We start from the raw sequence: 16,133 nt of genomic DNA, 5'->3' as shown, positions 1-16,133 counted from the left end.
GATATCAAATTCAGACAGGTCAGGAAAGTCATTTAAAACGGCTTGATGAACATAACCTTGATGACCTTGCCACTCAACTTCTGGTAGCTCAATCACAGGGTGAAAGTGGATATTTTGATGCTCTTTTGCCCAACTAGATGCTTCATCTTCAAAATAGAAATGGGCATATTCCTTCACGCCCCAATAAAGATAAACAGGATTAGGCAATTTAAGCTCAACAATCTGCTCAAGCAACGATTTCACATAGGAAAACCCCGTGCCCCCCGCCATTAAAATGATAGGACGCATTGATGTTTCACGCAAATATGCATCACCATTGGCAATCTCAACATCCACTTGTCCTTCACTTTGCATTTTTTCAATTACCTGCATCGCATAGCCATTTTCAGGTGTGGCACCAATATGTAACTCGATTAACTCCGCAGAGGGTGCATTAGCAATAGAGAAATGACGCTTATCTTTTTCACCCATTACTACGGAAACGTATTGTCCGGCTTTATAGGAAACAGCTTTTTGAGGGTGTAAAAAAATACGGTATAAGAAATCGTTTAGTTTTTCGATAGAGTTGACTTTACAAGTGACAATAGACATTTAGTTCTCTTTAAAAGGTTTTTAACAAATTAATAACATACATACCTATTATCATTCAAAATGCAAACTTCAGCAAGCAGTGAGGTGAACAGGTTCTAGGCAGGAAGTTGAAGATCTAATTGGTTCAATCGAACCTTTCTAACGAATTGTTGAATGCTTGCATTTAATCAATGTCGACAGAGGATTAACGTCTTTTTGTTAATCTCTCGAAAAACAACGAAGATGTTTGCTTCACTGCTTGCCCTACGGGTCGCTAGCTCGAAAATCAAACCGGCTCAATAAGGGCTAGCCATTGTCATCGTGTTACGCCTGCCTTGATATTCGAGCTAGTGACTGAACAAAGCATCTTGGTTGATAATGGATATATCATGACAAAATATCCAATTCTTGCCAAAGTGAATCTATTTTATCTTTCACTTTTTCATCCATAACAATCGGAACGCCCCATTCACGATCAGTTTCACCCGCCCATTTATTGGTCGCATCCAAGCCCATTTTAGAGCCTAATCCTGAAACAGGTGAAGCAAAATCTAAATAATCGATAGGGGTGTTTTCAATCATGGTGGTATCACGCGCGGGATCCATACGGGTAGTGATCGCCCACATTACATCGTTCCAATCGCGTACATTAATATCATCATCACAAACGATAATAAACTTGGTGTACATAAACTGGCGTAAGAAAGACCAGATACCTAACATTACCCGTTTAGCATGCCCCGGATAACGTTTTTTAATAGACACTACCGCCATACGATAAGAACAGCCTTCTGGTGGCAGATAAAAATCAGTAATTTCAGGAAATTGTTTTTGTAAAATAGGTACAAACACCTCATTCAATGCTACGCCTAAAATAGCAGGCTCATCAGGCGGACGACCGGTGTAGGTACTGTGATAAATGGGGTTTTCACGTGTGGTCACATGCGTAACGGTCATCACCTGAAAATCATCAACCTCATTATAATAACCGGTATGATCACCATATGGCCCTTCAGGTGCTTTCTCGCCAGGTTGTAGATACCCCTCTAAAATCATCTCAGCAGAAGCGGGGACATCTAAGTCGTTACTTAAACTTTTGGCGACTTTAGTACGTGAACCACGCAATAAACCTGCAAAAGCATACTCTGATAAGCTATCAGGAATCGGTGTTACCGCCGCTAAAATAGTGGCGGGATCCGCCCCAAGTGCCACAGAAACAGGGAAAGGTTTACCCGGGTTAGCTTCTTGCCACTGCTGAAAATCGATAGCACCACCACGATGTGATAACCAACGCATGATAATTTTATTTTTACCAATTAACTGCTGACGATAAATACCTAAATTTTGGCGTTTTTTGTAAGGCCCGCGGGTAATGGTCAGTCCCCATGTAATTAACGGTGCAACATCACCCGGCCAACAGGTCATGATAGGTAATTTAGTCAGGTCAACCTCATCACCCTGCATTACTATTTGCTGACACGCAGGCTTTGAAACCGTTTTGGTGGGCATATTCAAAACTTGTTTAAATATCGGTAACTTTTCCCACAACGCTTTGATCCCTTTGGGTGGCTCTGGCTCTTTAAGATAAGCCAACCATTCACCAACTTCACGCAGTTGCCCAACATGCTCTTTACCCATCGCCATCGCCACACGTTCAGTGGTACCAAACAGATTAGTTAACACAGGCGTATCGTAACCCTTTGGGTTTTCAAACAACAAAGCTGGCCCGCCTGCACGCAAAGTACGGTCTGAAATTTCAGTCATCTCTAAATGGGGATCAATCTCTTGCTTGATCCGTTTTAATAAACCTTTCTCTTCAAGTTGTTTGAGAAAATCACGTAAGTCATCAAATTTCATAAGTCGTCTTCTTAAAAACAAGGTAAAAAAAACGCTACATAAAAGTAGCGTTGTTAATAATAAGCGGTAATTCGCTTTCTATTTAGCTTTTTGATTCTTCATCGCATTAAAGAAATCATCATTGCTTTTACTCAGCCCTAGTTTATCAATCATAAACTCAATCGCGCCAGTTTCACCCATAGGATGTAAGATCTTACGTAAAATCCACATACGTTGCAGTTCATCAGCTTTAGTTAATAGCTCTTCACGACGCGTACCAGAGCGGATAATATCAATGGCAGGGTAAGTTCGTTTCTCAGCAAGCTTACGATTCAAGTGAATCTCAGAGTTACCCGTACCTTTAAACTCTTCATAGATAACTTCATCCATTTTAGAGCCAGTATCGATAAGTGCAGTCGCTAAAATAGTTAAACTACCACCCTCCTCAACATTACGCGCAGCACCAAAGAAACGCTTTGGACGGTGTAATGCGTTAGCATCAATACCACCCGTTAATATTTTACCAGAGCTTGGTACAACCGTATTGTAAGCACGTGCTAAACGGGTAATTGAATCAAGTAAGATGATCACATCTTTTTTGTGCTCAACTAAACGCTTTGCTTTTTCGATAACCATTTCTGCCACTTGTACGTGACGACTTGCAGGCTCATCAAAAGTAGAAGCAACCACTTCACCACGTACTAAGCGGCTCATCTCTGTTACTTCTTCCGGACGCTCATCAATTAACAGTACGATCAACACTGCATCAGGGTGATTATTGGCAATACTTTGTGCAATGTTTTGTAGCAACATTGTTTTACCCGCTTTGGGCGGTGCAACAATCAATCCACGCTGACCTTTACCGATAGGAGAAACCAGATCTAAAATACGTGCAGTGATATCAGCAGTACTGCCATTGCCACTCTCTAAGCGCAAGCGTTCATCAGGGTGAATAGGGGTCAAGTTTTCAAATAGAATTTTATTGCGTGAATTTTCAGGTTTATCATAATTAACTTGGTTAATTTTTAACAAAGCAAAATAACGTTCACCATCTTTAGGTGGTCGAATTTTACCTTCAACAGTGTCACCCGTACGCAGATTAAAACGACGAATCTGGCTAGGCGAGATGTAAATATCATCTGGTCCTGCAAGGTATGAACTGTCAGAGCTACGTAGGAAGCCAAAGCCATCTTGTAATATCTCTAACACACCCGCGCCAAAAATGTCTTCGCCACTTTTTGCGTGTGCTTTTAAGATGGCAAAGATGATGTCTTGTTTTCTCAGCCGCGCTAAATTTTCCAGCCCTTGTGATTCGCCAAGTTTTACAAGTTTATGTACGGGAGTGTCTTTTAATTCAGTTAGATTCATAAGTTATATTGATAATCTGATTTGATGTGAGTGGATGGTTGAAATGTAAGAATAGATTTGTTCGTATTTTGAGCGTATAAGGTAGCACTATATTTTACAATAGTCCAGATTGGACACGCTGTAGATCACAACTTATCCAATCTAATAACAATTTTTAGATATTTGCGTCTAAAAATTCAACAAGCTGAGTCTTAGATAATGCGCCAACTTTGGTGGCTGCGACTTTACCATCTTTAAATAGTAATAGTGTTGGAATGCCACGAATACCAAATTTTGGTGGTGTCGCACTATTTTCATCGATATTTAATTTACCGATAGTAACTTTACCTGCATATTCAGTGGCAATTTCGCCAAGAATAGGGGCTATCATTTTACAAGGTCCGCACCATTCAGCCCAAAAATCGACTAAAACAGGGCCAGAAGCATTGACTACATCTTCATCAAAACTTGCATCACTTAAAGTTACGATATTATCGCTCATTTTTCTCTCCAGAAGGAATTAACTGTAAAAAGTTACTATATCACGAATATAGTAATATTAAATTTCATTATTTGAATCGATCTCAATACTTATTGCATACATAAACTGTTATGCTTCGCAAATGAATAATACACATCTAACTCAAATAAAATTTGCAGACCTTCCTTTAGAGAAGAGTCTAATTTCAGGTCTAACCGCACAAGGTTTTGAATTCTGTACCCCAATTCAAGCAATGTCGTTGCCAATCACCCTTTTAGGGAAAGATATTGCAGGGCAAGCTCAAACAGGCACAGGTAAAACATTGGCATTTTTGCCCGCCGTCCTTCATCACCTTTTAGTTAATGAAGCGCCTGAAAATCGCCGTAAGAATCAACCTCGCGCTATCATTCTAGCGCCGACACGTGAACTTGCAATTCAAATTCATAAAGATGCCATCATACTTGCCAAAGCAGCTAATTTACGCCTTGGTTTAGCATATGGGGGCGAAAAAGTTGAAATTCAACTTAATAAACTCGAAAAAGGCGTTGATCTTTTAATTGGCACAACAGGCCGTATCATCGACTTTGTTAAACAGGGTGCTATTAACCTTGGATCAATTCAAAGTGTAGTGCTTGATGAAGCAGATCGTATGTTTGATCTTGGCTTTATTAAAGATATTCGTTATCTCTTTAAACTTATGCCGGCACCCGATCAGCGCTTAAATATGCTCTTCTCTGCAACGCTTTCACATAAAGTACAAGAACTTGCATTTGAACAGATGAACGATCCGCAACATATTCAAATTGAACCTGAGAAAATGACCTCAGACAATATTACTGAAGAACTATTTTATCCTTCGAATGAAGACAAAATGCTTTTATTACTCAGCTTAATGGAAGATGAGTGGCCAGAAAAAGCGATTGTTTTTGCTAATACCAAACATGTTTGTGAAAAAGTGTGGGGTTATTTGGCTGGTGATGGTTTACGTGCAGGTCTATTAACAGGTGATGTACCACAGAAAAAACGCGAAAAAGTATTAAAACAGTTCACTGATGGTGAAATAGATATTTTGGTTGCAACCGATGTTGCTGCGCGTGGTTTACATATCCCTAAAGTATCACACGTATTTAACTTCGACCTACCTGATGATTGTGAAGATTATGTACACCGTATCGGCCGTACTGGTCGTGCAGGAGCAACAGGATTAGCGATCACACTTGCCTGTGAGAAGTATGTCTTTAATCTACCAGGAATTGAAGAGTATATTAAGCACTCAATCCCAGTAAGTGAATACGATAAAGATGCACTGCTTGATTCGTTACCTGTTATGAAAGTAACAAAATACAAATCTCACGGTAATAGTCGACACAATAGTCGCAAAGACAACTATCATCGTAGCCATAAACGCTAACGATGGGCGCTAAACGCTATACCATTATCGACCTTGGCTCTAACAGCTTTCATATGTTAACAGTGACCAAAACAGATAGTGGCTTTAGCGTTTTTTCTAAGCACAAACAAAAAGTTAGACTTGCCTCAGGGTTAGACAGCAATAATAACCTAAAGCAATCAACAATCGCCATCAGCCTAGATTGCCTGCGAAAATTTCGCATTCAACTCGACAAAATACAACCTTATAAAATAATAATCACCGCCACCGCCGCATTGCGCCTTGCTAACAATAAACAATTCTTTATAAGCCAAGCAGAAGCGATTCTGAAACTGCCCATTAATCTAATTTCAGGAATCGAAGAAGCAAAAACTATCTATCGTGGTGTCGCTTTCACTGAGCATATAAAAGAACAGTTAATGGTCATTGACATTGGTGGTGCCAGTACCGAGTTAATTATTGGCCAAGGCAATAAAGTGTTAAAAGCAGAAAGCTTAGACATGGGCTGTGTTACTTGGTTAAATAGCTACTTTTCAGATAACAAACTAAACAGTAAAAACTTTTCACTGGCGATAACAGCAGCTAAAAATATTATCCAGCCACAACTCGCTCATTATCAAGAGTTGAATTGGTCTCGTTGTATGGGCGCATCAGGTACGATTCAAGCGGTCAATGAAGTGAATAGCGTACAATTGTTAGAGAGACAGTTAACACTTAAATTACTCAATAGCATTAAACAACAATGCATCCGTTGCAAACAGATCGATAAGCTTAATATTAAGGGCCTAAAAACATCTAGAAAGCCCGTATTTCCCAGTGGTCTAGCAATCCTAATCGCCCTATTTGAATGCTTAAATATACAAGCGATAAGCTTATCAAAAGGAGCACTAAGAGAAGGAGTGATTAGCATGTTGTTTGTGGGGGACTCTTTTTAAATAACTTGCACTAGCTATAGCCATTACACCGCAAAAACACACTCAGATAATGACTTTCTGAGTACTACAATATTTATTACAATCAAAAAAACCTACTCGTAAAAAACAGCCAAAAATATACATATTATCATCAGAGAAAAAGTAAAATAAAAACGGTTGGCATTGGAGCTATTGGTTTAAGAAATATTGCTTGGTCCGGCTAAAAACAGATGGTCAACATCCCCCCAAATCAACATGATATTGGGTGGATTCCCCCCCTTTATTGATTACCCAACAACAATATAAATCAGCAAAAACAAATCAAACATACCACATAGCCACTCCCATAACGATCCGTTAACATTCTTGCAGCATTGGTACGCCTGTTGCAACATTGTATTTAGTTCAACCAAAATCGTGTGCAATTTATGCAAAGTGATACGTACAATAAAACCGACACAATTATCGAACAAGGAGTACAACATGTTAAAACCCCTCACAATATTATCAATAGGTACCGTGGCAATACTAGCTAGTTTTAATGTTTCAGCTAACTGTGATCCTGGTGAAATAGTCATTAAATTTAGCCATGTAACAAATACCGACAAACATCCTAAAGGTGTGGCAGCTTCTTTATTAGAAGAAAGAGTAAATAAAGAAATGAATGGTAAAGCATGTATGCAAGTGTTCCCTAATTCAACACTTTATGATGATAATCAAGTATTAGAAGCACTGTTAAGTGGTGACGTACAATTAGCGGCACCATCACTGTCTAAATTTGAAAAAATAACTAAAAAATACCGTATCTTTGATTTACCTTTCCTCTTTACAGATATTGATTCAGTCGATCGTTTTCAGAACTCAGAAAATGGTGAGAAGTTGAAAAATGCCATGAAACGTCGAGGCTTAAAAGGGTTAGAGTTTTGGCATAATGGTATGAAACAAATGTCTGCAAACAGACCCTTACTAATGCCAGAAGATGCAAAAGGTCTGAAGTTTCGAGTACAAGCATCCGACGTATTAGTCGCACAATTTGAACAACTAGGTGCTAACCCACAAAAAATGTCATTTAAAGAAGTTTATGGTGCCTTACAAACTAAAGTTATCGATGGACAAGAAAATACTTGGTCAAATACTTACGGTAAAAAATTCTTCGAAGTACAAGATGGCATCACTGAAACTAATCACGGTATTTTAGATTACTTAGTCGTTACCTCAAACGATTGGTGGGATGGCCTACCAAATGATGTTCGAACGCAACTCGCCACCATTTTAAGTGAAGTAACACAAACAAGAAATGCAGAATCTAGAAAAGTAAATGAAACCAATAAGCAAAATATCATTGCTGCTGGAGGGGTGATTCGCACTTTAACTCCTGAACAACGTGCAGCTTGGGTAACTGCACTTAAACCAGTTTGGGCAAAATTTGAAAAAGATATAGGCAGTGACATGATTAAAGCTGCATTAGCGTCTAACAAATAAAAGCACATAGAATCAAATGCTTGTTATTACATTGTTGACAAGAATTTGATTCTAAACCCAATAAAACAAATACTTCAAATTCGGAGCAAGACAATGAAAACTGGATTTTTTACCCGAGTAGGGAAAATAACAGACTATATGGAAGAGACGTTAATTGCCCTATTTTTAGGGTTAATGACTTTGTTAACCTTCGCTAACGTCGTTTTTCGCTATGTTTTTAATGGCAATATTTTATGGGCCTTAGAGTTGACCGTGTTTATGTTTGCATGGATGGTGCTAGTAGGCGCTTCATTTGGCGTAAAAAAACATTTTCATATTGGTGTTGATGTCGTTATTAACCTTGCACCAAAAGGGCTTAAAAAAACCTTCGCATTAGTCTCCGTATTTTGCTGTTTATTTTTTTCTATCAGTCTATTGATTGGCTCTTGGAATTACTGGCTGCCGTTTATTACGGACAGGGCATGGTATGAAACTGAAGATATTCCCATGCCTGAAATTTTACAGTTTCTCTCGGATTGGTTTAATGAAGGAGAAAGATACGAAAGATTACCCCGCTTTATCCCCTATTTTGCACTGCCATTGGGTATGGCGATGATGACCTTTAGGTTTATGCAGCTTGCTTGGCAAATAGCAACAGGGAAAATAGATCGGATGATTGCTAGCCACGAAGCGGAAGAAGATTTAGAAGAGTTCCATAAATCAGAGCAAGGAGAATAATTATGGAGCTATTATATCTATTTTTAATGGTCATCGCATTTATGATAATTGGTGTTCCCATTGCTGTTTCATTGGGTCTTTCAAGCATCGTATTTTTGTTACTTCACTCCGATGCTTCCTTAGCATCCGTTGCACAAACATTATTTAATGCCTTTGCAGGGCATTACACTTTATTAGCCATTCCTTTTTTCATTTTAGCATCAAGTTTTATGGCAACCGGTGGCGTTGCTAAGCGAATAATTCGATTTGCAATCGCGATAGTGGGTTCATTACGTGGCGGATTAGCCATGGCATCCGTTGTTGCTTGCATGATGTTTGCCGCGCTTTCAGGATCGTCCCCTGCCACGGTAGTTGCGATCGGAGGTATAGTCATTGCGGGTATGGTGAAAAATGGCTATAGCAAAGACTTTGCGGCGGGCGTTATTTGTAATGCCGGTACATTAGGTATTTTGATTCCTCCCTCAATTGTAATGGTGGTTTATGCAGCAGCAACGGATGTTTCCGTTGGACGAATGTTTTTAGGGGGGGTACTACCTGGTTTACTAGCAGGTTTGATGTTAATGGTTGCTATCTATATCTATGCTCGAGTCAAAGATATTCCCGCGCAACCCTTTGTTGGTTGGAAAGAAGTATTTGATTCCGCTAAAGATGCAGGTTGGGGATTATTACTGATTGTTATCATTCTTGGTGGTATTTATGGAGGTGTATTTACTCCTACTGAAGCGGCAGCTGTCGCCGCTGTATATGCATTCTTTATCTCTAATTTTATTTATAAAGACATGGGACCTTTCTCTGAAAAAGAGCCAGAAGAGAAAAAAGCGAAACCATATTGGCGTAAAGCGTTACATGTATTCTGCCATGAAGATACACGAAAAACATTATATGAAGCAGGAAAGTTGACTATCATGTTAATGTTCATTATCGCTAATGCATTGATATTGAAACATGTATTAACTGAAGAACGTATTCCTCAGATGATAACAGAAGCGATGCTTTCTGCAGGATTAGGGCCAATAGAATTTTTAATTGTAGTTAACGTATTATTACTAATTGGAGGCCAATTTATGGAACCTTCGGGTCTACTTATTATCGTTGCGCCATTAGTATTCCCAATTGCAATAGCATTAGGTATCGACCCTATTCATTTAGGTATTATGATGGTAGTCAATATGGAGATAGGCATGATAACGCCTCCCGTTGGTTTAAACCTATTTGTAACCGCAGGTGTCGCTAAAATGTCTATGATGAGAGTGGTCAAAGCGTCATTACCGTTAGTCGGTGTGATGTTCTTATTCTTACTTATAGTCACTTATGTACCTTGGATTTCAACTTGGTTACCAACACTAATGATGGGGCCTGAAATTATCACAAAATAGTTTTTATGTTTCAAATGTCTAGTTGGATCATAATAATAAATGGAAAAAGAAAAACTATCACCTAATAGTTTTTCTTTTCTCACCCACATTTATCACTATCAAAAAACACGATCCACCTTACTACTATTAACAAAATATTAACAATGTAAATATTTTGCAATATAATATATAAACACAAAAGTACTAGCGACCGATTAAATAATGAATAATTTCCATTTAAACTATATTTTATAACGAGGATTTATGCCATTTAAACGCCCTTTATACATTCCATTTGCAGGTCCCGCATTACTAGAATCGCCTTTACTTAATAAAGGCAGTGCTTTTTCGCAAGAGGAAAGAGACAGCTTTAATTTAACAGGATTACTACCACATAATATTGAATCCATTGAAGAACAGTCAGTACGTGCTTACCAACAACTCTCCTCTTTTACATCCGATTTAGATAAACATATCTACTTGAGAAATATACAAGATACCAACGAAACTCTCTTTCATCATTTAATTGAACATCATTTAGAAGAAGTAATGCCACTAATCTATACACCAACAGTTGGCGTTGCTTGCGAACAATTTTCTAAAATTTACCGTCGTAAAAGGGGCCTATTTATCTCTTACCCTGAACGTCATAAAATTGATGACATGTTACAAAATGCGACTAAACAAAATGTAAAAGTGATCGTCGTTACCGATGGAGAACGAATTTTAGGACTCGGTGATCAAGGTATTGGAGGCATGGGTATCCCCATTGGTAAATTAGCTTTATATACCGCCTGTGGTGGTATCAGCCCCGCTTATTGTTTACCAATAGTGTTAGATGTTGGCACTAATAATAGTCATTTATTGGACGATCCTATGTATATGGGTTGTCGCCATCCTCGTATTACTGGCGATCAATATGATGAATTTATTGATCTATTCATTCAAGCCGTTCGTCGTCGTTGGCCAGAAGTTTTATTACAATTTGAAGATTTTTCCCAAACAAATGCAACGCCCCTGCTGATGAAGTATCGTAATGAACTATGTTGTTTTAATGATGATATTCAAGGGACAGCTGCGGTTTCGGTTGGAACACTGATTGCAGCTTGTCAGAACAAAAATGAAAAACTAAGCGATCAGCTAGTTGCTTTTTTAGGAGCAGGCTCAGCAGGTTGTGGTATTGCAGAGCATATTGTCAGACAAATGCAACGTGAAGGTTTATCGGAACAACAAGCGAGATCACAGATATTTATGGTTGATCGCTACGGTTTGCTAACCGATGACATGCCTAATTTACAGTCTTTTCAGCAACCATTAATACAAAAATCAGTGGACTTGAACGACTGGGACAATAGTCAAAAGCGAGGCCTAGAGCAAGTGGTTAGAGAAGCAAAAATAACGGTATTAATTGGGGTCTGTGGGCAACCTGATCTATTTACCCAACAAGTAATAGAAGATCTTTGTAAAAATACAGATCATCCTATTGTACTACCTTTATCAAATCCAACGTCACGAGTGGAAGCCACTCCTCAAGATATTATTAACTGGAGTCATGGCAAAGCCATTGTAGCAACGGGTAGCCCATTTCCCCCAACATCATATAAAGGGCAGTATTTTGAAGTTTCACAATGTAATAACAGTTATATTTTCCCGGGGATTGGGTTAGGTGTCTTAGCGGCTAGAGCAACATCCATTAGCGATAATATGTTAATGGCAGCAAGCCAGTCGCTCGCGGATGCCTCAATACAATATAAAAAACCAAATGGAGCATTATTACCTGCATTAAGTGAAATCAAAGCAATTAGTAAATCAATTGCTTATGCAGTAGCCCAGCAAGCCATTGAAGATGGATTAGCGCCACCAATTTCTGAACAGACTATGCAACGCCGTTTAACTGAAAATTTCTGGACACCTAAATACAGAAGTTACCGACGCACCTCTTTCTAATTTAGAAAGAGTAAAACGAAGAAGAGAAAAACTATTCACCTTTATAGTTTTTCTTTTCTAATCCATGCTTTTGCATTTTATCATATAGCGTTTTACGTGCTAAATTAAGTGTGCTCATCGTGCCTTTAATACTGCCCCCTGTTATTTCCAAAGCTTGTTCAATGAGACTTTTTTCAAAGGCTTCAACTTGTGCAGATAAACTTAAACCAGAGTCACTAGGATCATCATTGTTATTCAGTCCCGTTAATGAACCCAGTAAAATAAAACGTTCAGCAGCATTACGCAGCTCACGTACATTTCCAGGCCAGTCATGCGCTAACAGGGCTTGCATATCATTACTAGGTAAAGCAGGCACTGCCTTACCATAACGAGCAGCCGCAACCAGTAAAAAATGGTGAAATAATATCGGAACATCTGCTTTTCGCTGTTCTAAACAGGGCAAGTTTAAAGTAACAACATTTAACCGATAATAAAGATCTTGTCTAAAATCAGGAGAGCTAGCCAAATCTATCTTAGTCGCCGCAATGATACGAATATCTAACTGAATTGATACATTCGAACCTACTCTTTCTAAGCTACGCTCTTGTAATACTCTTAATAAACGAACCTGCGCTTGAACTGGCATTGACTCAATTTCATCAAGGAATAATGTCCCGCCTTGAGCATACTCAAACTTACCAATACGCAAGCTATCTGCTCCAGTAAACGCCCCTTTTTCATGGCCAAATAACTCACTTTCGATAAGATTTTCTGGTACTGCACCACAATTTACAGCAACAAAATTGTTGGCACTTCGTTGACTTTGTTCATGTAATGAACGAGCAACTAATTCTTTACCTGTTCCTGTTTTACCAAATAATAAAATATCAGCTTGGGTATCAGCAACTTGTGCTACCATTTTCCGTAATTCAATAATACTTGGGGTATTACCAATAATTCTCGGACCAAGGGTTTCCTTACCTAGTAGTGCTTTTTTAAGGCGCCTATTTTCCATGGTTAATTGACGTTTTTCTATTGCTTTACGGGTTGTTTCTATTAGACGATCTGAAGAAAAAGGCTTTTCAATAAAATCATAAGCTCCTTCATGAATCGCTTGTACCGCCATCGAAATATCGCCATGCCCAGTGATGAGAATAACCGGTAAATCAGCATCTTTTTTAGCCAGAGTGGTTAATAATTGTTGTCCCGAAATACCGGGTAAACGAATGTCAGTAATGACCACAATCGGCATAGTCGATTGCATCGCTAACAATGCCGATTCTGCATCGGCAAAAAACTGCGCGTCAATTTCAGCTAATTCAAAGGTTTGTTCATTTGCAACTCTGAGATCGTATTCATCATCAATAAAAAAAACCGGACTCATTTTAACTCCTGATTTTGTTGTAATGGTAGGGAAATAGAGAATATTGCTCCAAAATTTTCTTTGTTTTTAGCCCAAAGATGGCCATTCATACTATTAATAATCTGCTGTGAGATAGATAACCCAAGACCAAGTCCAGTCTCTTTAGTTGTAAAAAAGGGCTCAAATAATTGCCCAATATCAGATTCGGCGATACCAGGCCCTGTGTCGCAAACTTCCACTAACGCTTGGTATTGTGATGTAGATAAAGTCACATCAATATTTTTTATATCGCTATCATGCATCGCCTGAATCGCATTAGACAGTATATTCACAAATATTTGTTCAAGCTGAATAGGCTCTGCTTTGACTAGAATATTATTACTCGGCAACTTCAATACTAACTTGACCTTACTCGCTTTGAGTTGTGGTTTAACTAATTCAAATGAGGCCAATAATACAGGCTGTAAGGCGATCACCGTCATCACTCCATCTGATTTCCGAGCAAATGCTTTCAACTGAGCACTAATTGTAGCCATGCGATCTGTTAGGAGAGTAATACGTATTAAATTACTACTTACTTTCGCTATTTTAGATCGTTCAAGAAAAATTAATGCATTATCAGCATAACTACGAATGGCCGCCAGTGGGTTATTCAATTCATGACTAATGCTAGCAGATAACTGCCCTAATACCGCTAACTTTGCGGCTTGTATTAATTCTTTTTGAATGTTTTTTAAAGCAAGTTCTGTTTTATGCCTTTCATTGATTTCTGCATGTAAAGCAGATGTGCGTTGCATGACTTGAAATTCAAGTTGTTGCTTTGCTTTAGCTTGTAAACGTTCTTTCTCATCATTTCTCATTTGCCTTTGAGCGAATAAAATTAAAATAAGATATAACAATATAAAAAGTAAAGTAAGCAATATAAGCAGTATCACAATGCTATAAGTAATACTCTTTGTCGGCACAAAAATACGTATATTCCAGCCCGCTTTGACATATTTTTTAGTTAATGCCAAATAATATCTTGGAAATTTCCCATCAAGAGAAAATCGTATTAAAGATGAGCTTTGATCAAATTTACCATCAAACGGCAACACCTCAATATGTTTACCTAGATAGCGCCATTCTTGTTTAATTTCATCTTGTATTGCCTCACTGAGTACACTGAGGCTTTGAAATAGCCAAGTTTCTTGCGTTGAAATAAACACAACTCCATTTGGATCTGTCACTAAAAAATGTTGTGGTTTTCCAATCCAATCTTTTTCTATTGAGGAAACATCCATTTTCACCACCACTACACCAATGACTTCTCCAGCATACTTAACAGGAAAAGAATAATAGTAACCTCGCTTACTTGAGGTTGACCCTAATGCAAAATAATCGCCTTTTTTACCATTCATAGCTTCTTGAAAGTAGGGTCTAAATGAAAAGTTTTTACCTACAAAAGAACGCTCAAGTAACCAATTACTTGATGCAATAGTGGTACCCTGAATATTAAGTAAATAAGTATCAGATGCACCTATAATCTGGTTGGTCGTATCAAGATGTCGATTAATGATTTCACGTAAGGCGGTATTATTAGGAGTTTGCAAAGCGTTAACCATTAAGCTTTGCCTGCTTAACAATTGAGGAATATAAGCAAAACGTTCAAGCTTCCCTTCAAGATGGCGAGAAAAGAGTTCAAGCTGTTTCTGGCTTGAATGTGTAAGTTGCTGATAGCTATACTTCCATAACAATGTAGCTGATGAAAGACTAACTAAACAATATAAACTAAACACAATAAATGGTATTCGGCGACTATTTAATTTATTGATTATCATTACTAGTCTCCCTATAAAGGTCAATGCTATAAAGTATCTAATAAGTATTGGATTTACTATTAATAGATCCTTTTTTAATAAGTAAATCACAGTATTATACCAATCTGTCGAATTCAGGTTCATTAATAAATCGATATAATTAAAACAGCCCCACCGGAACTAATACCAATTCCATTAATTAACTAGTCATATTAATCCATGATCTCGAACAAAGTGAAATGACTCGATCAGTATCACTTCTAAAATTATTCCAAGCTATGGAACACTTTTCTACAATGTCGTCATAACCATTAAAAGAACGATTTTCGATTTCATTTTGTCTCATCCATGACCAGACTTGTTCAATTGGGTTTAGTTCTGGAGAGTAAGGGGGGATATGAATAATACTGAGGTTTGGAAACGTTTCGTCTAAATACTCTTGATGCCAACTTGCACCGCCCATGAGTACAACAGCATGACGGCCTGTCTCTGTTGCTTTGGCTATGAGTGCTAAATGTTCTTTCATCACCTCCATGTTACTAAAAGGCGCAATGATGGCCTCTGTTTTACCATTCGTAGGGCAAACAGCACCAAATATATACGCATAAGTGAATTGTTGTTGCTGTACTACACGTGGTCTTGAACCTTTTTCAGCCCAAATCTTAGTCGTTGTATTTTGTTGTCCAAAACGTGCTTCGTCTTGAAACCAGATATCAACCCGATCTAAAGCAATATGACCCGGGATCTTAAGGATCGTTTTTAATTGGATTTTTTTTAAAATCTTCCTGTGCTTCAATTGATTGTTTGGGGTGTTTTGAACGCGTTGTTATCCAACTCAAATTTAATGTATGCGATAATTTTTAGATGTTTGATTTTTTGTATTGAATGCCAAACTCAGCAGAGATATATAGCTGTACATCTTTTCCTTGAAGCCTCCCACCATCAGATTTTAC

At 38.2% G+C, this 16,133-nt stretch carries 12 protein-coding genes and 1 pseudogene; 6 read left to right on the top strand and 7 right to left on the bottom strand.

Going from position 1 to position 16,133, the window contains the following annotated elements; genetic code table 11:
• The 4 genes from fre to trxA all read right to left on the bottom strand — a co-directional run.
• The coding region (fre, locus tag G322_RS0111705; protein WP_022941962.1) for an NAD(P)H-flavin reductase at positions 1–591 on the bottom strand (591 nt) is incomplete at its 3' end.
• 366 nt (positions 592–957) lie between these two features.
• The gene (gene ubiD / locus G322_RS0111700; protein WP_022941961.1) at positions 958–2,427 is read right to left on the bottom strand and encodes a 4-hydroxy-3-polyprenylbenzoate decarboxylase; all 1,470 of its coding nucleotides are present in this window, start codon (positions 2,425–2,427) and stop codon (positions 958–960) included.
• A 78-nt stretch (positions 2,428–2,505) separates the two neighbouring features.
• Complete coding sequence (gene rho / locus G322_RS0111695; protein WP_022941960.1) at positions 2,506–3,774, bottom strand: transcription termination factor Rho; 1,269 nt, start codon at positions 3,772–3,774, stop codon at positions 2,506–2,508.
• A 154-nt stretch (positions 3,775–3,928) separates the two neighbouring features.
• Entirely contained in the window at positions 3,929–4,255 is a 327-nt protein-coding gene (gene trxA / locus G322_RS0111690; RefSeq protein WP_022941959.1) for a thioredoxin TrxA, read from the bottom strand.
• Between the two features lie 121 nt (positions 4,256–4,376).
• Between trxA and rhlB the strand changes: the two genes are divergently transcribed.
• The 6 genes from rhlB to G322_RS0111660 all read left to right on the top strand — a co-directional run bounded on the left by rhlB (position 4,377) and on the right by G322_RS0111660 (position 12,039).
• Positions 4,377–5,645 carry an ATP-dependent RNA helicase RhlB gene (gene rhlB, locus G322_RS0111685; protein ID WP_022941958.1) on the top strand — a complete coding sequence of 423 codons (1,269 nt, stop codon included), beginning with the start codon at positions 4,377–4,379 and terminating at the stop codon, positions 5,643–5,645.
• A gap of 2 nt (positions 5,646–5,647) precedes the next feature.
• A complete protein-coding gene (locus tag G322_RS20605) occupies positions 5,648–6,559 on the top strand; it encodes a Ppx/GppA phosphatase family protein (protein ID WP_033422133.1) in 912 nt (303 codons plus the stop codon).
• Positions 6,560–7,021: 462 nt separating this feature from the next.
• Complete coding sequence (locus G322_RS0111675) at positions 7,022–8,020, top strand: TRAP transporter substrate-binding protein (RefSeq protein WP_022941957.1); 999 nt, start codon at positions 7,022–7,024, stop codon at positions 8,018–8,020.
• A 93-nt stretch (positions 8,021–8,113) separates the two neighbouring features.
• Positions 8,114–8,737, top strand: a complete 624-nt coding sequence (locus G322_RS0111670; RefSeq protein ID WP_022941956.1) for a TRAP transporter small permease — start codon at positions 8,114–8,116, stop codon at positions 8,735–8,737.
• Between the two features lie 2 nt (positions 8,738–8,739).
• Entirely contained in the window at positions 8,740–10,113 is a 1,374-nt protein-coding gene (locus tag G322_RS0111665; RefSeq protein ID WP_022941955.1) for a TRAP transporter large permease, read from the top strand.
• Positions 10,114–10,356: 243 nt separating this feature from the next.
• The gene (locus tag G322_RS0111660) at positions 10,357–12,039 is read left to right on the top strand and encodes an NAD-dependent malic enzyme (protein WP_022941954.1); all 1,683 of its coding nucleotides are present in this window, start codon (positions 10,357–10,359) and stop codon (positions 12,037–12,039) included.
• A gap of 31 nt (positions 12,040–12,070) precedes the next feature.
• Here the strand turns inward: G322_RS0111660 and G322_RS0111655 are convergent, their stop codons facing one another.
• The 3 genes and pseudogenes from G322_RS0111655 to G322_RS0111645 form a co-directional block, all read right to left on the bottom strand.
• Complete coding sequence (locus tag G322_RS0111655) at positions 12,071–13,402, bottom strand: sigma-54-dependent transcriptional regulator (protein ID WP_022941953.1); 1,332 nt, start codon at positions 13,400–13,402, stop codon at positions 12,071–12,073.
• Positions 13,399–15,291, bottom strand: coding sequence for a sensor histidine kinase (locus G322_RS0111650; RefSeq protein ID WP_245542316.1), 1,893 nt, complete (start codon positions 15,289–15,291; stop codon positions 13,399–13,401). The genes G322_RS0111655 and G322_RS0111650 overlap by 4 nt, the downstream gene beginning before the upstream one ends.
• Positions 15,292–15,379: 88 nt before the next feature.
• Positions 15,380–16,133, bottom strand: a pseudogene (locus tag G322_RS0111645) (IS630 family transposase); the annotation flags it as partial.

The sequence above is a fragment of the Psychromonas hadalis ATCC BAA-638 genome, assembly GCF_000420245.1.
Taxonomy (GTDB): domain Bacteria; phylum Pseudomonadota; class Gammaproteobacteria; order Enterobacterales; family Psychromonadaceae; genus Psychromonas; species Psychromonas hadalis.
Note: the sequence above shows the minus strand (reverse complement) of the source record. Positions and strands in the feature narration are given on the sequence as shown.